Origin of the sequence: Tardiphaga robiniae (assembly GCF_013359755.1) — a bacterium.
In the GTDB taxonomy this organism is placed as follows: domain Bacteria; phylum Pseudomonadota; class Alphaproteobacteria; order Rhizobiales; family Xanthobacteraceae; genus Tardiphaga; species Tardiphaga robiniae.
Window position 1 is genome coordinate 61,485 of record NZ_JABMCJ010000079.1, and the last position, 21,189, is coordinate 82,673.

The window sequence follows — 21,189 nt, forward strand, 5'->3', positions numbered from 1 at the left end:
CACTCGCCTATTTCGAACTCTCAGCCAAGCGCCTTGGTCAGCGCTTCGGAGAATACATCATCCGTGCGATCGAGACGCAGCGGCGTGACCGAGACATAGCGCGCAGCAAGCGCTGCGAGATCGGTACCCTCCAGCGGGGCTTCCGCGGCGACGATGCGCTCGAAACCGATCCAGAAATACGGATTGTTGCGGCCATCGCGCCGCTCATCGACGCGCAGAAAGCCCTGATTGCGCTTGCCCTGCCGGGTGACAACGACACCTTTCACCTCGTCGGCCGCGCAGGCCGGGAAGTTGACGTTGATGACGGTATTCTTCGGCACGCTCGCCTTGATGACCTTGCGCAGCACGTCCGGCCCATATTTCAACGCGGTCTCCCATTGCGGGTTGTGACGCGTTTCCATGGAGAATTCCTGGCTCAACGCCACCGACGGAATGCCGAGAATGGTGCCCTCGAGCGCACCGGCGATGGTACCGGAATAGACCACGTCCTCGGCGACGTTGCGGCCCTTGTTGACGCCGGACAATACGAGATCTGGCTGCTTGTCTTTCAGGATATGGCGCGCGCCCATGATGACGCAGTCGGTCGGCGTGCCGCGCACGGCATAGTGCCGCGGGCCGACTTCGCGCAGCCGCAACGGATCGTTCAGCGACAATGAATGCGACACACCGGACTGATCGAGTTCGGGCGCCACCACCCAGACGTCGTCGGACAATTCCTTGGCGATCTGCTCGATGATCTTCAGGCCGGGGGCGTGAATGCCGTCGTCATTGGTGCAGAGAATGCGCATTCGTGAGGTGCCTTTTCGATCGGGAGGGCCGCTGGCCGGCACCGGTTTTTGCCAGCATGTGCCCGCTTTTGCCACCCCCATTTTGGGCGCTGCTCGTGCGCTGCCGAGGCTGTCTCGAAGGCGATTTTTCCCGCGAGCCGGAACATTTCGGCGGCGCCGGGATTTTTAACTTAGGTAGGTGAGTGCCAGTTGCGTCTGAAGCATGCGCGCTCGACCCGGATGGCCTTGGTCGCAGCGCCCCACAGGGCGACGGAGATGGCGAAACAGCTCGAACGGGTGTTGATCATCGGATTGCCGGCGATCGCGGTTGTCGCCCTGACGGGGTGGCTGCTGCTTCCCAGATTGGCCGAGACCAAGCCCGATCTCACCCTCAAGACGGCGGTAGTGGCAACTATGCCCGACGAGTTGAGTGAGGAGGACTTTGCCAAACCCACTCCTTCACAACTCGTCAGCGTCCCCGACGCCGCGGAGCTCAACCGTCTCAGCCTCTCCCGCCAATCGTTTCGCCGCGGCGGCCTCGGCTCCAGGGCGCTGATGACGTTCACAGTCCGCAACGCCAATGACTATCCGGTCAAGGACCTCGAAATCGCCTGCGCCTTCCGCAGCAGGGATGGGCGCTATGTGACGGAGCGGCGCCGCGTCATCGCGGAGACCGTCAGCACGAAGAGCCGCAAGGCGTTTCCGATGACGCATATGGGCTTTGTCAACATAAAAGCCGAGAAAGCCAAATGCGCGCTGGTCACAGCCAGCCGCGCCTGAGCGGCTGGCGCGCGACGACGCCTAGCCGGCCTGGACGACTTTGAGCCCGCCCATATAAGGCTGCAACACATCCGGCACGGCAATCGAGCCGTCTTCCTGCTGATAGTTTTCCATCACGGCGATCAGCGCGCGACCGACGGCGGTGCCCGAACCATTCAGAGTGTGCACGAAGCGCGGTTTGCCATCCGGCCCGCGCGAGCGCGCATCCATGCGACGCGCCTGGAAATCGCCGCAGACCGAACAGGACGAAATCTCGCGGTAAGCACCGCCGTCGCCCTGGCCCGGCATCCAGACCTCGATGTCGTAGGTCTTCTGCGCAGCAAAACCCATGTCGCCAGTACACAGCGTCATCACGCGGTAATGCAGGCCAAGCCGGCGCAGCACTTCCTCGGCGCAGGACAGCATGCGCTCATGCTCGTTCTTGCTTTCCTCAGGCGTGGTGATCGAAACCAATTCGACCTTGGTGAACTGGTGCTGGCGGATCATGCCACGCGTATCGCGGCCGGCAGCACCAGCCTCGGCGCGGAAGCACGGCGTCAGCGCCGTCATACGCAGCGGCAGCTCTTTTTCTTCAAGGATGGATTCACGAACGAGATTCGTCAGCGGGACTTCGGCGGTCGGGATCAGCCAGTAACCCTGCCCTTCACTACCGATCGCACCGGCGGCGAATTGATCATCGCGAAACTTCGGAAGCTGCGCAGTGCCAAACATCGCATCGTCGCGAACCAAGAGCGGTGGGTTCACTTCCGTGTAGCCATGCTCATTCGTATGCAGATCGAGCATGAACTGCCCGATGGCACGCTCCAGCCGTGCAAGGCCTTTCTTAAGCACGACGAAGCGTGCGCCCGAGAGTTTGGCCGCGGCCTCGAAATCCATGAAGCCCAAGGCTTCGCCGATATCGTAATGAGCTTTCGGCGTGAACGCGTAGTTGCGCCTGGCGCCGAAGTGATGACGCTCCACATTGCCGTGTTCGTCGACACCCTCAGGCACTTCGTCGAGTGGCAGATTCGGGATTTCGGCAAGCGCGACCTTGAGCTTATCCTCGGCGTCCTTCACCGCGGCTTCCATCGCCGGCATCGTCGTCTTGAGCTCGGTGACCTCGGCCATCAGCGCATTGGCGCGCGCCTCGTCCTTGGTCTTCTTGGCCTCGCCGATTTCCTTCGAGGCCGCGTTGCGACGAGCCTGCGCCTGCTCGGACGCAAGGATCGCGGTCCGGCGCGCTTCATCGATCCCCAACAGCGATGCCGACAGTGGCGCCAGCCCCCGCCGCTTCAGCGCAGCGTCGAAAGCTTCGGGATTGTCGCGGATCGATTTAATGTCGTGCATGACGGGATTCCTGAGCGAAAGCGGCTCTGAGTACCCCGAATAGCTGACATTTGGAACATGAAATGGCGCGATCGCCCCGTTAGTGCGCTCGCAGCAGAAGCGCAAGTATTCCAATGCAGGCGACGGCGACACTCACTGCGGTAACGACGATGCCACCCAAGCGCACTGTAAGACGAAGCGTCTGAGCCTCCATGGCTGCCTGCAAATCGTTGCGCGTCGCCAACAATCGCGCGTCCAGATCGGACTTAACAGCGAAGAGATCGGATTTCGTGACAAGCTCGGTCATGATGAAATCCCGTGCCGCTTCGGCATGAGCCTCGGCCTGATTGTTCGCTACCCCGGCTTCGCGGAGCCGCTTGGAATAGCCGAGTGTATCAAATGCAAAGGCCACAATCACCTCCGTAGCAGCGCCAGCTGCACAACTTAAGGTAGATTGCCACAATTGCAATTACAAGAACACGTAGGCGCCTACTCCGCTGGCGTCACGTCCGTGCCGGTCCCCGCCGCAGCCTTGGCAGCAGCGGCCTTGGCGGCATTCTTCTCGACCATGCTGACCGCGATAATCGAACCTTCGTAGAGGATCAGCAGCGGGATTGCGAGGGAGGCCTGGCTGATCACATCGGGCGGCGTCAGCACGGCCGCGATAACGAAAGCGATGACGATGAAGTAGCGGCGCTTTTCGCGCAGCTGCTTCGACGTGAGGATGCCGATGCGGCCAAGCAGTGTCAGGATGACGGGGAGCTGGAAGGCGATGCCGAAGGCGAAGATCAACGACATCATCAGCGAGAGATATTCGCCGACCTTGGGCAGCAGCGCGATCTGCGCGGTATCGGAGCTTCCGGTCTGCTGCATGCCCAGCGAAAACCGGATCAGCATCGGCAGCACCAGGAAATAGACCAGCAGCGAGCCCAACGCGAAGAAGAACGGCGTCGCGATCAGATACGGCAGGAACGCGCCCTTCTCGTGCTTGTAGAGGCCGGGCGCCACGAACATGTAGATCTGCGCGGCGATCACGGGGAAGGAGATGAACCCAGCGCCGAACATCGCGAGCTTCAGCTGGGTCAGGAAGTATTCCAGCAGCGCCGTGTAGATGAATTTCGAGTTCTCGGGGCCGGCGACCCAGACGAACGGCCAGACCAGCACGTTGTAGATCTGCTTGGCGAAAAAGAAGCAGAAGATGAAGGCCACGGCAAATGCGAGCAGCGCCTTGATCAGCCGCGACCGCAGCTCGATCAGGTGATCCATCAAGGGAGCCTTGGAGGCTTCGATATCTTCGGCACTCATGACGCTTTGGCGTCCTTCAGAACATCGGGACTGGCCGCGTCGGGGGCTGCTGCGCCATCATGGGCGGCAGCGGGAGTTTCGACCGGCGACGGCTGCACTTCCCGGGTAATGGCCAGCGGCTCGTTTACCGCAGCAGTTTCCTGCGCATGCGTCTCGGCCTCAACGAAGGTCTCGGGTGTAGGCGGCTCGGGCGTGGTGGGCACGGCCGGAGGCGTGTCGAGATTGTCAGCCTTGTCGATGGCCATGGCATCGCTGACGTCCTTGGTCAGCGAGGTCATGATGTTGTTGGTGGTGAAGCCGGAGGCGACATCCTTCACGTCGTCGAAGGCCTTTTTGACGTCGGCCATTTCGGCTTCGCGCATCGCCTCGTTGAACTGGCCCTGGAATTCCGAGGCCATCTTGCGGGCCTTGCCCATCCACTGCCCGACCATGCGCAGCACGCCGGGCAGTTCTTTCGGGCCGATGGCAATCAGCGCGACGACCGCGATGACGACCAGTTCACTCCACCCGATATCGAACATGAAAAAATCCGCTCACGCGGGGCTGGATGTGCCCGCGTCTCCTTCAATGGCCGCCGCGATCCCCAAGGACAATCCCTTCGGAACCTCAGACAACCTTGCTGCCGACGTCCGTACGGTTGGCGGTCGGCGCCGGCGGGGTCTGGTCGATGGTGCGGACCGGCTCGGTCGGCTTGTCTGCCGGCTTGTCGTCGTCCGCCATGCCCTTCTTGAAGGCCTTGATACCCTGCGCAACGTCGCCCATCAGGTCGGAAATCTTGCCGCGCCCGAACAACAGCAGGACCACTCCGATCACGACGATCCAGTGCCAAATGCTGAGTGAACCCATCCTGCTAACCCTCCAAACACGCGGCCAGTCGCCCGGCCTGATCTGACCGGAAAGTAGGCTGCGGGGGTGTCAAAAACAAGGACTTAACCCTCGTGGAATCGCGGATGTCGCGGCGCAATGCCGCGAGCGTTAATGCCGCGATCAATGCTTGCTGTCGTTGTCCCGGTCGGTTGCGTCCGGCTCAGCGTCATCCGGCTCATCTTCGTCCTGATCGTCCTCGTCGTCTTCCGCGTCGTCGGAATCGTCTTCATCGTCGTCGAGTTCGGCCGTTTCGGGCTCAGCGGTCTCGTCTTCATCCGACTCGGGCTCTGCGACTTCAGCCGCTTCGGCCTCGCCTTGCTCGGGCTCGATCACGTCGAGATCACGCGCTTCAAGTTCCGCGACCTCGGCCGCTTCGCTCTCTGGCTCCACGACATCTGCCGTTTCAGTGAATTCGGCCTTGGCCTCGGCAAATGCCTGGGCCTCACCAGCGTATCCGACAGTCCCGGCTTCGGGTTCCTTGAGCTGCAGTTCGGGGAATTCCGGATCGGGTGCCGACAGCGCCAGTTCCAGTTCGCCGCCCTCCAGCGGATCCTCGTCCTCGCGGAGCGTTGGATCGTCGGACGGATTGGGCACGCTGAAGCCGGACGGCAGCCGCGAATCCAGCAGACCAGTACCCTTGAGTTCCTCAAGACCTGGCAAATCGCCGAGCGCCTCCAGGCTGAACTGCGACAGGAAGCTCTCGGTGGTGCCGAAAGTCAGCGGACGGCCCGGCGTCTTGCGACGGCCGCGCGGCTTGATCCAGCCGGTTTCCAACAGCACGTCGAGCGTGCCCTTGGAGGTGATGACGCCGCGAATATCTTCGATTTCGGCACGGGTCACCGGCTGGTGATAGGCAACGATGGCGAGCACTTCGATCGCCGCACGCGACAGCTTGCGGGTTTCGGTGGTCTCGCGGGTCATCAGCCAGGACAGGTCACCAGCGGTGCGGAACGTCCATTTGTTGGCGACACGGACCAGATTGACGCCGCGCATGGCGTAATCGGCCTGCAACTGCGCCAGTGCCGCCTTGATATCGACGCCATCCGGCATGCGCTTGGCCAGCGCGGATTGGTCGAGCGGCTCGGTGGATGCGAACAACAGCGCTTCGAGCAGGCGCAATTCTTCTGGGCGCGCCTCCGACTGGACCTCGGATTGTCCCTCGGACTGCACGATCTGATCCTCGACATCGTCGATGCGTTTCTCGGCGAGGCTTGCCATGTCTGGATCTCCTTCTTCCACTTACTCGGCCGGAACTTCCGGCTCCACCTGCACAGGCTGGACGATGTGCTTGCGGAAATACAAAGGCGCGAATGCTTCTTTCTGGCTGAGGTCGAGCGTGCCCTCACGGACCAGTTCAAGCGCAGCTGCAAAACTCGAGGCCATCACCGTCGCGCGCTGCGCGGGGTCGGCGACATAGGCCAGCAGATATTCGTCGAGGCGGCTCCAGTCCTCGGCCATGCCGACCAACCGTTCCAGCGAGGCGCGCGCTTCGCTCAGCGACCAGACGGTGCGCTTAGCGAGATGGACGCGCGTCAGCACGCGAGCCTGGCGCTGGGTCGCATAGGCCGACAGCAGGTCGTAAAGCGTCGCTGTGAAGCGCGGATGCTTCACCTCGGCAATCGACTCGGGAACGCCGCGCGGAAAGATGTCGCGGTTGAGCTGCGGCCGGGTCATCAGCCTGTTCGAGGCCTCGCGGATGGCTTCGAGGCGGCGCAGCCGGTTGGCCAACGCGGTCGCCATATCCTCGGCGCTCGGGCCTTCGCCCGGCACCGTCGTATCCGGCAGCAGCAGGCGCGACTTCAGGAATGCCAGCCACGCCGCCATCACCAGATAGTCGGCAGCCAGTTCCAGACGGATCTTCCGCGCGGCTTCGATGAACAACAGATACTGGTCAGCCAGCGCGAGAATCGAAATCTTGTGCAGGTCGACCTTCTGCTGACGTGCGAGCGCGAGCAGCAGGTCGAGCGGGCCTTCGTAACCTTCGACGTCGACGACCAGCGACGGCTCGTCGTCGGGAACGACCTCGGCCGGCAGTCCGGTCTCAAACGACAAAATCTCAGCGCTCATGCACTTGCTCCTGCTCGAGCGATCAAGGCGTCCAGTTCCGCGCGGCCAGCGGCGCGGTCGAACGGCTGCGGCTGACCGCGGGCGGCGATGGCCGCCTTGGCGCGCTCAAGCGCCTTCCCGGCCAGAACCGGGGTCTCGCTGACGACGTCGCGCATCTCGTCCAGCTTGCCGTTGCAATGCAGGACCATGTCGCACCCCGCGCTGACGACCGCCCGTGTGCGTTCCGCGATCGATCCCGCCAGAGCATTCATGGACACGTCATCACTCATCAACAAACCTTGGAACCCGATACTGCCGCGAATCACCTGCTCGATGATTGTCGCAGAAGTCGTGGCCGGTTGGGTGGCGTCCAGAGCGCTAAACACAACATGTGCAGTCATCGCCATCGGCAGGTCGGCTAGCGGACGAAACGCTTCGAAATCAGAGGCTTCGAGCTCACTCTTCGCGTTATCCACGATCGGCAATTTGAAATGGGTGTCGGCCGTGGCCCGACCATGGCCGGGAATGTGTTTGAGGACCGGTAGAATGCCACCTTGCGACAGACCGTCGGTCACGGCGCGGGCAATAATCGCGACCTTGCCGGGCTCGGTGCCGTAGGCGCGATTGCCGATCACGGCATCAGCGCCTTCCACGGGGACGTCCGCCAGCGGCAGGCAGTCCACGGTGATGCCGAGGTCCACAAGGTCACTCGCGATGAGCCGTGAGCTCAGCCAGGCGGCCCTGAGGCCTGCTTCCGGGTCCGCGTCATAGAGCGTACCGAACACAGCACCGGGCGGATAGACCGGCCAGTGCGGCGGTCCCAGACGCTGCACACGCCCGCCTTCTTGGTCGATCAGGACCGGCGCATCGAGATCACCGGTCGTGTTTCGCAATTCTTCTACAAGTCGAGCAACTTGGGCGGGATTATCGACATTGCGCTTGAAGAGAATGAAGCCCCACGGCCGTTCCGCGCGCAGAAATGCGCGCTCTTCAGCGGTCAGCTCCAGCCCAGATACACCGGTGATGAATGCGCGTGTGCTCATGGGGCCGATTAGCCCCCATCAACGCCCAGGGTCAAGGAAACGGCCGTTAATTCCTTTGGACGACGCACTGTCCGCCGGCAGATTTCAGGTTCCCGCAGACCTGTGAGGCTTCGTCCTGCGAGCCGAACGGTCCAACCATGGCCCGATAATAGGTCCCCTTGTCGCCAAGGTCGGCCTTCTTGATCAACGGCGCACGCGATCCCAGCACCGAGGGGAACTTGGTCTGTAGGGCACGGAACGACGCCTGCGCATCGCCCTCCGACCGCTGGGACGATACCTGGACCACATAGCCGCCGCTGGAGGCGACTGGGGCCGCCTGCTGGGTCGGGTTGGTCGAGGCCATACGCGAGGGCGCCGGAGGAGCGGCTGCAGCCGGAGGCGCGGCCTGCGGCGACAGTGACATCGGGGCATTGGCTGATGCGTTGGCATTGGTCGCGCGCGGTGCCGCAGCGGGCGCGGCTGCAGGAACCGCTGCCGGAGCGGCGATGCGGGCCGGCGCCTGACGCGCGGCCGGTGTGGCCCCGGCGTCGGACTGGTCACCCTTGACGGCAAAAGTACGGATCTTGCGAGGCTCATCGCCCTGCATCGCGCCATTGCCCACCATCGGCTTGTTGGATGGCGAGACGCTGGCTGTCGATGGCGGGTTGGCGTTCTGGTTCAGCGGCGGGAATACCACGCGCGGACCAGCCTTGGTGGCATCCTGCACGTTGACGGGCTGCTCTTCGCGCGACACCAACCGCTCGGGGGCTGCGCCGCCGAGACGATCTTGAATCGGCTTGCCGTCGGCCGCGGCTGTCGCCGACGGCGGGACGATCTTGTTCGGACCGGGCTCGGCCTTGATCACCGGCGGTTCGCCGGTGCGCGCCGATCCCATAAATGTACGATAGGCGAAGGCAGCACCGGTACCCACTACGGCCAGCGCCAGCACGATGGCGACGGTCGCCATGCCACCGCGGCGCTTCGGCGCCTCTTCCTGCTCGGCATAACCGTCCTGATAGGCGTAGGGATCGTCCTGATACTGATCGTCCAGCGGATGCTGGGCCTGTGCGCCATCGACGTGGCCATACAGCGCATCGTCATAACGATTGGGATCATGCGGCGCGTGAGCCTGGTCGTACTGGCCCTGATAGTCCTGCGCCTGATGATCCGTATGCGCGGCAAATGCCGGCGCCTGATGATAATCGGCCTCCGGCTGCAGATGCTGCGGCTCCTGATGCTGAGCGCCGTAACGCTGCACCGGATGAAGATTCTCGAACTCCTGCTGCTGCGGCTCATGGGCTACCGCACGCTGCATCCACGGCGGCGGGCCGGGCTGCGCGGGTTCTTCCTCATATTCCGGCTCGTCCTGATAGGCCGGTTCAGCCTGGCGCGGCGCGGGCGCCGGGCGGCTGTTGCTCGCAAACGGGTCGGTTTGCCCGATCAGCCGCGCGAGTTCGGCGAGCGGATCGCCCTCACCCTTCGTCCGCGATTGAGCGTCGCGGCCGTAATCGTCATCCGCTGGGAAAGGTCGGTTCTGGTATCGATTAGCCATTGTGATGTCGCATCCCCTTCGGGAAAGCCGCCAACCCGCTTTTCAAACGAAACAGCTGCTATCAAGAACCACCCACAGATCCCCATGTGAGCGGCCGTCCCCTGTCTACCGCATCTCGTCCGGTGCGGTGACGCCGAGAACGGCGAGGCCCGAAGCCAGGACTGAGACGACGCTCTGGACGAGTGCCAATCGCGCTTTGGTAAGTTCTGCATCATTAGTGATAATGAAGCGTAAATGAGGCATATCCCGTCCGCGCGTCCAGAGCGCATGAAATTCGCTGGCGAGATCATACAGATAGAAAGCTATGCGGTGCGGCTCATGCGCCGTGGCCGCAGATTCTATCATCCGTGGGTACAATGCTAACTGCCGCATCAGGCCCAGCTCGGCGATATCGTCGAGCCGCTCCATCACCGCGTCTTGTAGATAGGCAATGCGCGCCTCGGTTTCCAGAGGCAGGTCGGCCAGCATCTCCCGCGCATTGCGGAAGATCGAATGGCCGCGGGCATGCCCGTACTGGACATAGAAAACCGGATTGTCCTTGGACTGCTCGATCACCTTGGCGAGGTCAAAATCCAGCACCGCGTCGTTCTTCCGGAACAGCATCATGAAGCGCACGGCGTCGGAGCCGACCTCGTCGACCACTTCGCGCAGGGTAACGAAATCGCCGGAGCGCTTCGACATCTTCACCGGCTCGCCATTGCGTAACAGCTTTACAAGCTGCACGATCTTGACGTCGAGCTCAGCCTTCCCTGCCGTCACCGCCTTGATCGCCGCCTGCACACGCTTGATGTAGCCGCCGTGATCGGCGCCCCAGACGTCGACCATGTTGAGGAAGCCACGGTCGAACTTAGTCTTGTGATAGGCGATATCGGACGCAAAATACGTGTAGCCGCCATCCGACTTCAGCAGCGGACGATCGACATCGTCGCCATAGGCGGTGGCGCGGAACAGGGTCTGCTCGCGGTCTTCGTAATCGTCGATCGGCTTGCCCTTCGGCGGTGGCAACCGGCCCTCATAGACATCGCCCTTGGCGCGCAGGAAATCGATGGTCGCGCCAACCATGTCGGTGCTGCCAGCGATCAGCGAGCGCTCGGAGAAGAACACTCCGTGGGAGATGTTCAACGCGGCGAGATCGCCCTTGATCATCTCCATCATCATGGAAATGGCCTTGGCGCGCGTGATCGGCAGCCACTTGTCCTCGGGCATCTGGTTCAGCGCAGCGCCGTACTCAGCCACGAGCGCCTGCCCCACCGGCACCAGATAGTCGCCGGGATACAAGCCTTCCGGAATGTCACCGATAGCTTCGCCTAGCGCCTCGCGGTAGCGCAGATGTGCCGAGCGCGCGAGCACGTCGACCTGTGCGCCGGCGTCGTTGATGTAGTATTCGCGGGTGACGTCATAACCGGCGCAATCGAGCAGGCTCGCCAGTGCATCGCCAAACACGGCGCCGCGGCAATGGCCAACATGCATCGGTCCCGTCGGATTGGCCGACACGTATTCGACATTGACCTTCTCACCGGCTCCGACCGCGCTCCGACCATACGAGGCACCGTCGCGCAACACCGCGCGCAGCGCATCGGCCCAGGCCGACGACTTCAGCGTGAGATTGATGAAGCCGGGTCCGGCGACATCCACCGACGTCACCAGATCGTCTTCGCGCAGCTTCGCAGCGATAGCGTCAGCCAGATCGCGCGGCTTGGCTTTCGCCTCTTTCGCCAGCACCATCGCGGCATTGCTCGCCATGTCGCCATGCGACGCATCCTTGGTCGGCTCGACGACGACGCGCGACAAATCGATGCCGGCGGGCAACACGCCTTCACTGACGAGGGCGTTGCAGATCGCGTGAACGCGCGCGAGCACGTTGGCGAACAGATGCGGGGTCGGAACAGTCGAGGCCATGGCGATACGGGAACCAGCTTGCGCCGGAGGATTCCGGCAGGATTGCATCAGGATGGAATAGCGGTTTCGGGGGCGTTCCGCCAATTCTTTGACGGCCGATCCGCCAAGTGGGCAAGGATCAAAATCTGTAGCCCCGAAAGGCACTTAGAAGCCTTCGCCTAACGCAATTCGGGGGTCGAGTCAAAGAGCCGGATATGTTCGGTGATGGCAAAACGGTCGGTCATCCCGGCAATGAAATTGCCGATCCGGCGCGCCTGTTCGCCCTCCGATTCCGGCTCGGCGCCTTCAGGGGGCTGCCATTCGGGCGGTAGATCCTCGGGCGCGCGCTGATAGCGTGCGAACAGGTCGGTAACCAGACATTCCGCCTCGACCATCACCCGCATGACACGCTCATGGCGATACATGTGCTGCCAGAGGAAGGCCTTGATCCCAGCCTCGGCTTCTGCCGCGTCAGCACGAAACGCGACGAGCTTGCGCCCGCAGCGGCGAATGTCCTCCGTGGATTTCGGCAACACCGCGGCTAGTCGTTGTTCCGTCTCACCGACGACCGCACCGATCAGATAGGAAATCAGCTCGCGCACCAGTTCGGCACCGCGCCGGCTCTCGTCGAGACCGGGATAGCGCGTGTCGATCTTGGCGATCATGTCTTGCGTCAGCGGCATCGCCTTGAGGTCATCGACGGTGAACAGCCCGGCGCGCAACCCATCGTCGATGTCGTGAGCGTCATAGGCGATATCATCTGCGATCGCCGCAACCTGAGCCTCCATTGACGCGAAGCTCGACAGCTCCAGATCAAAGGTGCGGTCATATTCGGTGATCCCGAATGGCACGCCGTGAGTGGCATAACGTCCGACCGGCGCGCCTAACGCGTCGGTCAGAGGCCCGTTGTGTTTGACGATGCCTTCTAGGGTTTCCCAGGTCAGGTTGAGGCCATCGAACTCGGGATACCGATGCTCCAGCGACGTGACGAGGCGCAGGGTCTGGGCGTTATGATCGAAGCCGCCATGGGCCTCGAGACAGGCGTCCAGCGCCCGCTCGCCGGCATGGCCGAACGGCGGATGGCCGATGTCATGGGCCAGCGCCAGGGTCTCGGTCAGGTCCTCGTCGAGGCCCAGTTGCCGGGCCACGGCGCGGGCGATCTGCGCCACTTCCAACGTGTGGGTGAGACGGGTGCGGTAATGATCGCCCTCATGGAACACGAAGACCTGGGTCTTGTGCTTGAGCCGGCGAAACGCAGTCGAGTGGATGACCCGGTCGCAATCCCGGCGAAACGCGCTGCGGGTCCGGCTCGGAGCCTCGGAAAACAGCCGTCCACGGCTGCGATCGGGGTCGCAGGCATAGGGTGCGCGGGGAGCAGCCATTCCGACCGACACGGCGTGTTTATCCTTGATCCAATTGATTCCTGAGCCTGCCGCACTTAACTATGGGGAGCGGCAGATTCAAATGGTTCGAATCCTGCCCGGAGAGCCAGATATGACCGACACTGCAGTCACCGAGGCCCCCCTCACCGTCAGCGCGCGTGCTGCGCGCCGGATCGGCGAGATCCTCAAGACCGAAGGCAACGGCGCCATGCTCCGCGTGTCGGTCGAAGGCGGCGGCTGTTCCGGCTTCCAGTACAAGTTCGACGTCGAGCGCGCCAAGGCGGACGACGACATCCTGATCGAACGTGACAGCGCCGTGGTGCTGGTCGACCCCTCCTCAGCACCGTTCCTGGCCGGCTCCGAACTCGACTTCGTCGATGACCTGATCGGCGCCTCGTTCCGCGTCGTCAATCCGAACGCGACGGCGTCCTGCGGCTGCGGGACCAGCTTCTCGATCTGACCTCTATTCGGCTCTTTTAGATCGGTCTATTTCTCGGCGAACAGCGCCCGCGCATTGCCGTGCGCGATCTGTTTAGCGACCGCCGGCGGCAGTTGCGCCAGCCATGCGCGATAGCCATCCATGATATCGCCATAGCTCGCCCAGCGTTCCGGCACCCAGGTGTCGGAGCCCAGCAGGAAGCGATCGGGGTAGCGCTCGAACAGCACGCGCCATTGCGACGTCAGTTTGCCTGATCCGTCCACGATGCCGCTGCGGTAAGACAATTCACCCCACAGTTTCGGGTATTTTATCAGCATCGCTGCGACACGGTCCGGCGCAAGGCTGAAGCCGGTATGTGCCCAGATAATCTGCGCACGCGGATTGTGCCGCATCAGAATCTCGACCGCTTCGTCGTCGGCATGGGCGTGCAAATAGAGATTGTTGGCGACGGCAAAGTCGACGGTCTTCTTGACCATCTCGGTATCGGCCGCCTTGCCGGTCAGATGGAATTCGCCGACACCGCGATAGTAGCCGCGCTTGAACTCCTCCTGCACGAGATCGAAGATTACGGGATCGTTGAACCAGCTGCCGATATCGGCGCGCACGCGATACGGCCGGATGAACGGCACGACCTGCAAATCGCCTGCCTTGCCACTGGCCTTACCGTCCATCAGCACATGGGTGCCGGTGTTCGGGCGGCTGGTGGCGAGAATGCCGGTGACGCGATTCTTCCTGAAAACCTCCAGCACTTCGTCGGGCTGGTAATACGGCTTCGGCTCCCAGTTGTAGTGCATATGGGCGTCGAAGATTTCGATCCGGTCGTCGGAATGCGCCGGCGCAGCAACAAGTGCGGCCAGCAAGGCGGCCGCAGTGAGTGTTCTCACCAGCATTAAGACACCCTATTCCGCCGCCACGACGCGGGGACGATCGTCGTGATCTTCTTCGTCGAGCTGCGGCTGCAGCTTGCGCTTCAGCTTGCGGTCGATGCGATCGAGATAGATGTAGATGACCGGCGTGATGAACAGCGTCAGCAATTGCGAGACACACAGACCGCCGACCACCGCGACGCCAAGTGGCTGACGCAATTCGGCGCCGGCACCGGCACCGAGCGCGATCGGCAGCGTGCCGAAGATGGCCGCGAAAGTGGTCATCATGATCGGGCGGAAACGCAGCAGCGCGGCTTCGCGGATCGCGTGTTCGGCCGACAGGCCGACGCGGCGACGCTCGAGTGCGAAGTCGACCATCATGATCGCGTTCTTCTTGACGATGCCGACCAGCATGACGATGCCGATCATGGCAATGACCGACATTTCCATCTTGAACAGCATCAGCGTCAGGATCGCGCCGATACCCGCGGATGGCAGGCCGGAGATGATTGTGATCGGGTGGATGAAGCTCTCGTAGAGGATGCCGAGAATCACGAAGGCCGCGAACACGGCGGCGAGGATCAGTACGCCCTGCCCGCGCAACGAATCCTGGAACACCTGCGCCGTGCCAGAGAAGCCGGTGGCGATGGTCACCGGCAGTTTCGAATCCGCTTCGATTTGCGTGATCTGGTCTACCGCATAGCCCAGCGAATAGCCGGGCACCAGGTTGAATGAGATCGTCACCGCCGGCTGCTGACCCTGATGGTTGATCTGCAGCGGCCCGACCGTTGGCACCAGACGCGCGACCGCGCTCAGCGGAATGGTCTGATTGTTCGACGTCTTCATATAGAGCTTGGAGAGGTCGCTCGGATCGATCCGGAACTGCGGCTGTGCTTCCAGAATGATCTGATAGTCGTTGGTCGGCATATAGATGGTGCCGACCTGACGCGAGCCGAACGCATTATAGAGCTGGTTACGAACCTGATCGACGGTGACGCCGTAGACCGCCGCCTTTTCGCGGTCGATATCGACCGTCATCTGCGGGTTCTTGATGTAGAGGTCGGTGGTCACATCGAGCAGGCCCGGCACCTTGGCGATGCGGTCGCGCATCTCCGGCGACACGCGATACAGCGTGTCGGTGTCGCTGCCCTGAAGCACGTATTGATACTGGCTCTTCGACGGTCGGCCGCCGATGTTCAGATTCTGGATGCTCTGAAAGAAGGCCTGCAAGCCAGGAACGGCCAACGACTTCTGGCGCAGCCGCGTCATCACCACCTGTGCGGGATCACGATCCTGGCGCGGTTTCAGCGCAACGAACAGACGACCGTAATTCGCCGTCGCATTCGGACCGCCGGAGCCCACGGTGCTGTTGATGTATTCAACGGCAGGATCGGATTTCAGCAGATCGGCGAGCGCTTGCTGCCGCGCACTCATCGCTTCGAAGGACGTATCGGTTGCGGCTTCGGTCGTACCGGTCAGGAACCCGGTATCCTCCTGCGGGAAGAAGCCCTTCGGTACGATGTTGTAGAGATAGACAGTGCCGCCGAGGGTCGCGAGCGTCACCACCAGCATGATGCCCTTGTGTGCGAGCACGCGATCGAGCGCCCATTCGTAACCGCGCAGCCAGGCCGCAAATATGCGCTCGAAACCGCGTAGGATGAAATTTTCCTTGTGTTCGGGATTGTGCGCCTTGAGTACGCGCGCGCAGAGCATAGGCGTCAGCGTCAGCGACACGAAACCGGAGACGATGATCGCCACCGCGATCGTCACCGCGAATTCACGGAACACGCGGCCGACAATGCCGCCCATCAGCAGCACGGGAATGAACACCGCGATCAGCGAGAAGGTGATCGAGACGATGGTGAAACCGATTTCGCGTGCGCCCTTCAGCGCCGCGTCGAACGGCTTCATGCCGAGCTCGATGTGTCGGACGATATTCTCCAGCATGACGATGGCGTCGTCGACAACGAAGCCGACGGACAGTGTCAACGCCAGCAGCGTCATGTTGTTGATGGAGTAGTCCAGCATGTACATCGCGGCGCATGTGCCGAAGATCGAGATCGGCACCGCCAGTGCGGGGATCAAGGTCGCGGAGGCTGAGCGCAGGAACAGGAAGATCACGAAGATCACCAACACGACGGCGATCAGCAATGTCTCCTCGACGTCGGCGACGGCTTCGCGGACCGAGATCGAGCGGTCCATCATCATATTGACTTCGACCGATGGCGGCAATTGCGCACGCAGCGACGGCAGCTTGGCGCGGACGCCGTCGACCACGGCGACCGTGTTGGCGTCGGGCTGCTTCTGGATCGCCAGCACGATGGCGCGCTCGCCATTCAACCAGGTCGCGACCTTGTCGTTTTCGACGGCGTCATAGATCTTGGCGACTTCGTTCAGCTTGACCGGCGAGCCGTTGCGCCAGGCAACAACGACCTGGCCATAGTCGGCGGCCTTGGACATCTGTCCGGATGCCTGCAGCGAGATATCCTGCTTCGGTCCGTTCAGAGTTCCGACCGGCGTCGAGGAGTTCGCGCGTGACACCGCCGTACGGATATCTTCAAGCGACAATCCACGAGCCGCCGCAGCTTCGGGATCGGCCTGCACGCGAATGGCGAATTTCTGCGTGCCATAGATCAGCACCTGCGCCACGCCGGGAATCTGCGACAGCGCCTGCCCGATGGTGATATCGCCAAATTCATTGACGGCCGAGAGCGGCAGCGTCGATGAACTCAGCGCAATGAACAGCACCGGGAAATCGCCGGGGTTCACCTTGCGGAAACTCGGCGGGATCGTCATTTCGATCGGCAACCGGCGCTGTGCGATCGTCAGCGCAGTCTGCACGTCCAGCGCCGCCGCATCGATATTGCGGTTGAGATCGAACTGAATGATGATCTGGGTCGTTCCCTGCGACGAGCTCGACGACATCGAAGAGATACCAGCGATGGTCGAGAGCTGACGCTCGATGATGCCGGCGACCGAGGCCGCCATCGTGTCGGCGCTGGCGCCCGGCAGCGTCGCCGTCACCGCGATGGTCGGAAAATCCACTTTCGGAAGCGCCGACACCGGCAGCAGCCGGAAACCGAAAATGCCAAACGCGATGATCGTCGCCGTGATGAGCGTGGTCATCACAGGGCGACGGATGCAGAGCTCCGAGAGGGTCATGTTTTATGCCCCGGCCTTGCGGGCCCGGGCTTCGACCCGTGTGCCTTGTGTCAGCAAGAGCTGGCCGTCGACGACGACGTCCTCATCCCCTTTTAAACCCGACGAGATCACCGAAATCCCCTGGAAGGTGCGATCGACTTCGACAGGTTGAACACGGGCGACGCCGTCCTTCACCATGAAGACGAAGTTCCCAGTCTGGCTGCGTTGCACGGCCACGGTGGGCACAACAACGCCGTCCTCGGTGCGCACGATCAACTTGGTCTGTACCAAAATGCCCGGCCACAGGGTTTCGTTCGGATTGCTCATGATGCCGCGCACAGTGACCATGCCGGTGGTGGAATCCACAGTGTTTTCCACCATCGCCACCTTGCCGGTTTCAGAACGGCCGCTGTTCGGGATGGTCGCAATGACCGAGGTCGATCCCGCCGCCATCGCTTCGCGCAGATCGCCAAGCACACGCTGCGGAATGGCGAAGGAGACATAGACCGGAGCCATCTGATTGATGGTGGCGAGCGGCGCCGTATCAGCCGGGCGCACGAAATTGCCGACCTTCACATTGGCTGCACTGATCCGGCCGGAGAACGGTGCGCGAATGATGGTGTAGCTCTTCTGGACCTTGAGATTATCGAGCGCCGACTGATCGGCCCGGATGGTTCCGGCCAGGATGTCGGATTGGGTCTTGGCATTATCGACGCTCACCTGGGTGGTCGCGCCCTTCCCGATCAGATCGGTAAAGCGCCGCACGTCGCGTTCCGCACCGGCCAGTTGGGCCTGATCGCGGGCCAGCGTGCCTTCGGCCTGCTCGATCTGGGCATCAATCTGCCGCGAATCGAGGGTGAACAGCAGATCGCCTTCCTTGACCTTGGCGCCGTCTTCAAAATGCACCGAGGTGATGGTGGTTTCCACCCGCGACTTGAGCGCGACACTCGAAATCGGCGTTACTGTACCGATCGAATCGACATCGACCGGAACCGGTTTGCGTTCCGCCTTGGCAATCTCGACCGCAACGATCCGCGCGCGCTGCGGGGCCTGTGCATTGGTGTTGCCACCGGTCCACGAGGAGCGCGTCGTGTAGGCCGCAACCGCGGCAGCGCCGACGAGAACGAGTAGAGCGATCGATGTGCGTTTCTTCATATGGTCCATGTCACCTGGTACAGAAGATCGGGTCGCCCCCGTTTCCCGCCCATGGCAGCTTTAAAGACAGCGTCTGTGCGCTTTAGGCTTAAAGCTTATCATGTTGGCGGGGATGATGGTATGCCACGTTGACGTATTTTTGCCATTGTTGTTACCGGAATCCCATCAGATGAGAATTGCCACCTGGAATGTGAATTCTGTCCGCCAGCGGCTGGACCATCTGGTGACGTGGCTGCGCGACTGCTCGCCGGACATCGTCTGCCTGCAGGAGATCAAATGCCTCGATGAGGCGTTTCCGCGCGAGCCCATCGAGGCGCTCGGCTACAATGTAGTCACCCACGGCCAGAAGACCTTCAACGGCGTCGCCCTGCTCTCGAAATATCCGCTGGAGGAAGCCACGCCCCGGCTGGCGGGCGACGACGAGGATCTCCATGCGCGCTTCATCGAAGGCGTAGTGTCGCTGAAATCCGGGGTGGTCAGGGTTGCCTGCCTGTATCTGCCGAACGGCAATCCAGTCGACACCGAGAAGTATCCCTACAAGCTGAAATGGATGTCCCGGCTACAGGAGTTCACCCGACTACGGCTGAAGACCGAGGAGCCGTTGATTCTCGCCGGCGACTTCAACGTCATCCCGGCGGCAGCAGACGCCTATAATCCGGCGGCCTGGATCAACGACGCGCTGTTCAAGCCGGAGACCCGCGCGAGCTTCCAGACCCTGCTCGGCTTGGGCATGACCGACGCCCTGCGCGCCGTCACAGATGAGCCCGGCCAGTACACGTTCTGGGACTATCAGGCCGGCGCCTGGCAGAAGAACTGGGGCATCCGCATCGATCATCTGCTGCTGTCACCACAGGCCAGCGACAAGCTCATCGATGTCGGCATCGACAAATATGTGCGCGCCTGGGAGAAGCCGAGCGATCACGTGCCGGTGTGGGTCGACCTGGATCTGGAGGCGGCGTAAAGGCCCGTCGCCAAGCGCTCCCCAAACACAAACCGTCATCGCCCGGCTTGACCGGGCGATCCAGCAAACGCCCGGGGCAATGTTCCGAGGCGGCGCCTGACGCGAGCACTCGTTGATAATAATGAAGGCTGGCGATTACTGGGTCACCCGGTCAAGCCGGGTGACGACAGTCGAGTGTGAGGTAATCGCGCTCGGAACGGTCGCTTAGTCCGGGACAACCCTCAGTCCCGTTTGCCGGACACCCAGTGTTCAAGCATCTGCAGCGCCATCGCACGGTCGTCTTCGGAGGCCTTGGCGATGGCCTTGTTGTAGCTGTCGCGGATCCAGGTGTCGTCCGGGCCGGCATTGTCACGGGCCAGCGTCAGCCACATCAGGCCGCGCGCCATCTGCCGTGGCAGCGATTCACCGTTGAACAGCATCTGGCCGAGCAACGCCTGCGCCTGGTGCTGGCCCTTCTGCGCAGCAAGGCCCAGCCAGCGGGCGCCATACTTGGTGTCGCGCGGGGTACCGATGCCCTTCAGATACAGCCGGGCCAGATCGTATTGCGCATCGGCATTGCCGAAATAGGATGCGGCGTAGGAGAACATCTCACGTGCGCGTTCAGTGTCGGCCTTGATCTTCGAATTCGGGATACCGTCGAGGTAGTAGCGACCGAGCGCCACGAAGGCGTTGGCGACGATGGTCGCCTGCGGCGCGGACGGCGAGTCCTCCGCATGGGCATTGGCGATACGGCTGAAATATTCGAAGGCGCGCAGATCGTCCTGTGCCACACCGTTACCGTCGGCATACATCCGGCCGAGCTTCCACTGGGCAATCGGATGACCGCCTTCGGCGGCATACTGAAGAGCGGTCAGCGAGGTATCGGGCTTGGCGGACTTCTTCAAGACCGGCGCAGCACCGGGAATGGTCGTTACAACCGGCAGGGCTGCGTCGCTGCTGCCAACGGGCGCACCATCAAAGGCAAAGGCCGGCGCGGCCACTGACGCGGCACCCAAAGCAAACGCTACAAAAATGGTACGCTCAACTATCCGCATAACAGTATTTCTCGTGGGCCCGGCCGGTTTGGGTCACGGCGCAACCAATGGCCGATCCAACCTGCTGGGCATATGTCCACAGCGTCCCTGACATATGGTTAGTCGCGCGACGCTTCCGTTTGGTCGGGTGCGCGGCCAATTCTTTGTCGGTCAATTTTACGTTAAGGCAGCCCTCACCGGTTTCGCGCCCGATGGTGCTACCGCCCATCGATTCGAAGGTGTCAGGAGCCAGAGTCCCCTTCGATCCAACAAGGTCACCAATAACGGCGATCAGCTTGTCGGCAGAACGAATGACGTCCTGATGGGAATTCCGCGTCACGGGCTTCATTTTCTCCGCGATCATCTGCCCCGTCGCAGTGAGGCACGGTCCCTGCGACCGGCTGTGATCGAGCAATGTCGTCTTCAGCAACAGTATGTCGGCAACTTCCAATATGTCTTTGGCGACATAACGGCTCACCCGCTTCAAATCGGTGCCATATGGTGTCTTTTTGAAGATTTCGACGGTGCGAGATTCTTGCGCGCGCAGCACTGGGCCGGCGATGAACCGTTCGCGCCGCAGCGTCGCCAGACCAATCGCGCAGGGGAGCGCGCCACGCGACGCCTGCTCCCGGCCCTCCGTCATAAGACGGCTAGGCAAACGCGACTTGATGTTCGTCTTGGCGTCCATCGCGAACCTGGTTTCTCAGGCC

General features: G+C 62.2%; 20 protein-coding genes. 3 read left to right on the top strand and 17 right to left on the bottom strand.

The features are described from left to right. Nucleotides 1-20: 20 nt before the first annotated feature. Entirely contained in the window at nucleotides 21-788 is a 768-nt protein-coding gene (surE, locus tag HP556_RS11080; RefSeq protein ID WP_175367039.1) for a 5'/3'-nucleotidase SurE, read from the bottom strand. Between the two features lie 255 nt (nucleotides 789-1,043). Here surE and HP556_RS11085 point away from each other — a divergent pair, with 255 nt between their 5' ends. Next, nucleotides 1,044-1,547, top strand: a complete 504-nt coding sequence (locus HP556_RS11085) for a hypothetical protein (protein WP_175367040.1) — start codon at nucleotides 1,044-1,046, stop codon at nucleotides 1,545-1,547. 21 nt (nucleotides 1,548-1,568) lie between these two features. Here HP556_RS11085 and serS read toward each other — a convergent pair whose 3' ends face one another. From serS to HP556_RS11140, 11 genes are all read right to left on the bottom strand, one after another. Then, complete coding sequence (gene serS / locus HP556_RS11090) at nucleotides 1,569-2,873, bottom strand: serine--tRNA ligase (RefSeq protein WP_175367041.1); 1,305 nt, start codon at nucleotides 2,871-2,873, stop codon at nucleotides 1,569-1,571. Between the two features lie 79 nt (nucleotides 2,874-2,952). After that, nucleotides 2,953-3,264 (bottom strand): hypothetical protein, encoded by a 312-nt coding sequence (locus HP556_RS11095; protein ID WP_175367042.1) that lies wholly within the window; start codon nucleotides 3,262-3,264, stop codon nucleotides 2,953-2,955. Nucleotides 3,265-3,341: 77 nt separating this feature from the next. Further along, a complete protein-coding gene (tatC, locus tag HP556_RS11100; protein ID WP_089264481.1) occupies nucleotides 3,342-4,157 on the bottom strand; it encodes a twin-arginine translocase subunit TatC in 816 nt (271 codons plus the stop codon). Then, nucleotides 4,154-4,678: a Sec-independent protein translocase protein TatB gene (gene tatB / locus HP556_RS11105; RefSeq protein ID WP_120289910.1), complete on the bottom strand. Its 525-nt coding sequence runs from the start codon at nucleotides 4,676-4,678 to the stop codon at nucleotides 4,154-4,156. The genes tatC and tatB overlap by 4 nt, the downstream gene beginning before the upstream one ends. Nucleotides 4,679-4,763: 85 nt before the next feature. Further along, nucleotides 4,764-5,003: a twin-arginine translocase TatA/TatE family subunit gene (locus HP556_RS11110; protein WP_068730798.1), complete on the bottom strand. Its 240-nt coding sequence runs from the start codon at nucleotides 5,001-5,003 to the stop codon at nucleotides 4,764-4,766. A 141-nt stretch (nucleotides 5,004-5,144) separates the two neighbouring features. Beyond that, nucleotides 5,145-6,242 (bottom strand): SMC-Scp complex subunit ScpB, encoded by a 1,098-nt coding sequence (gene scpB / locus HP556_RS11115; protein WP_175367043.1) that lies wholly within the window; start codon nucleotides 6,240-6,242, stop codon nucleotides 5,145-5,147. 21 nt (nucleotides 6,243-6,263) lie between these two features. Then, on the bottom strand, nucleotides 6,264-7,091 hold the full coding sequence (locus HP556_RS11120; RefSeq protein WP_120289914.1) for a segregation and condensation protein A: 828 nt from the start codon (nucleotides 7,089-7,091) through the stop codon (nucleotides 6,264-6,266). Next, nucleotides 7,088-8,113, bottom strand: a complete 1,026-nt coding sequence (nagZ, locus tag HP556_RS11125) for a beta-N-acetylhexosaminidase (protein ID WP_175367044.1) — start codon at nucleotides 8,111-8,113, stop codon at nucleotides 7,088-7,090. Before nagZ ends, HP556_RS11120 begins: the two co-directional genes overlap by 4 nt. Before the next feature lie 46 nt (nucleotides 8,114-8,159). Further along, the gene (locus tag HP556_RS11130) at nucleotides 8,160-9,644 is read right to left on the bottom strand and encodes an SPOR domain-containing protein (RefSeq protein WP_175367045.1); all 1,485 of its coding nucleotides are present in this window, start codon (nucleotides 9,642-9,644) and stop codon (nucleotides 8,160-8,162) included. Between the two features lie 105 nt (nucleotides 9,645-9,749). Beyond that, nucleotides 9,750-11,543, bottom strand: coding sequence for an arginine--tRNA ligase (gene argS / locus HP556_RS11135; protein WP_175367046.1), 1,794 nt, complete (start codon nucleotides 11,541-11,543; stop codon nucleotides 9,750-9,752). 158 nt (nucleotides 11,544-11,701) lie between these two features. Further along, complete coding sequence (locus HP556_RS11140) at nucleotides 11,702-12,904, bottom strand: deoxyguanosinetriphosphate triphosphohydrolase (protein ID WP_210269160.1); 1,203 nt, start codon at nucleotides 12,902-12,904, stop codon at nucleotides 11,702-11,704. Nucleotides 12,905-13,016: 112 nt separating this feature from the next. Between HP556_RS11140 and erpA the strand changes: the two genes are divergently transcribed. Continuing rightward, a complete protein-coding gene (erpA, locus tag HP556_RS11145) occupies nucleotides 13,017-13,364 on the top strand; it encodes an iron-sulfur cluster insertion protein ErpA (RefSeq protein WP_093758714.1) in 348 nt (115 codons plus the stop codon). Nucleotides 13,365-13,390: 26 nt separating this feature from the next. Here erpA and HP556_RS11150 read toward each other — a convergent pair whose 3' ends face one another. Genes HP556_RS11150 through HP556_RS11160 form a run of 3 tightly spaced genes read right to left on the bottom strand, consistent with a single transcriptional unit; the run spans nucleotide 13,391 to nucleotide 18,505 of the window. Further along, the gene (locus HP556_RS11150) at nucleotides 13,391-14,233 is read right to left on the bottom strand and encodes an amidohydrolase family protein (protein WP_175367048.1); all 843 of its coding nucleotides are present in this window, start codon (nucleotides 14,231-14,233) and stop codon (nucleotides 13,391-13,393) included. A gap of 9 nt (nucleotides 14,234-14,242) precedes the next feature. Beyond that, complete coding sequence (locus HP556_RS11155) at nucleotides 14,243-17,371, bottom strand: efflux RND transporter permease subunit (protein WP_092142516.1); 3,129 nt, start codon at nucleotides 17,369-17,371, stop codon at nucleotides 14,243-14,245. Nucleotides 17,372-17,374: 3 nt separating this feature from the next. After that, entirely contained in the window at nucleotides 17,375-18,505 is a 1,131-nt protein-coding gene (locus HP556_RS11160) for an efflux RND transporter periplasmic adaptor subunit (RefSeq protein WP_089264722.1), read from the bottom strand. 169 nt (nucleotides 18,506-18,674) lie between these two features. On the opposite strand from HP556_RS11160, the gene xth reads away from it, so the two are divergent. Then, a complete protein-coding gene (gene xth / locus HP556_RS11165; protein ID WP_120289926.1) occupies nucleotides 18,675-19,466 on the top strand; it encodes an exodeoxyribonuclease III in 792 nt (263 codons plus the stop codon). 221 nt (nucleotides 19,467-19,687) lie between these two features. Here xth and HP556_RS11170 read toward each other — a convergent pair whose 3' ends face one another. After that, complete coding sequence (locus HP556_RS11170; protein WP_093758718.1) at nucleotides 19,688-20,500, bottom strand: tetratricopeptide repeat protein; 813 nt, start codon at nucleotides 20,498-20,500, stop codon at nucleotides 19,688-19,690. After that, nucleotides 20,487-21,167 carry a dihydroxy-acid dehydratase gene (locus HP556_RS11175; protein ID WP_175367049.1) on the bottom strand — a complete coding sequence of 227 codons (681 nt, stop codon included), beginning with the start codon at nucleotides 21,165-21,167 and terminating at the stop codon, nucleotides 20,487-20,489. The genes HP556_RS11170 and HP556_RS11175 overlap by 14 nt, the downstream gene beginning before the upstream one ends. Nucleotides 21,168-21,189: the final 22 nt, after the last annotated feature.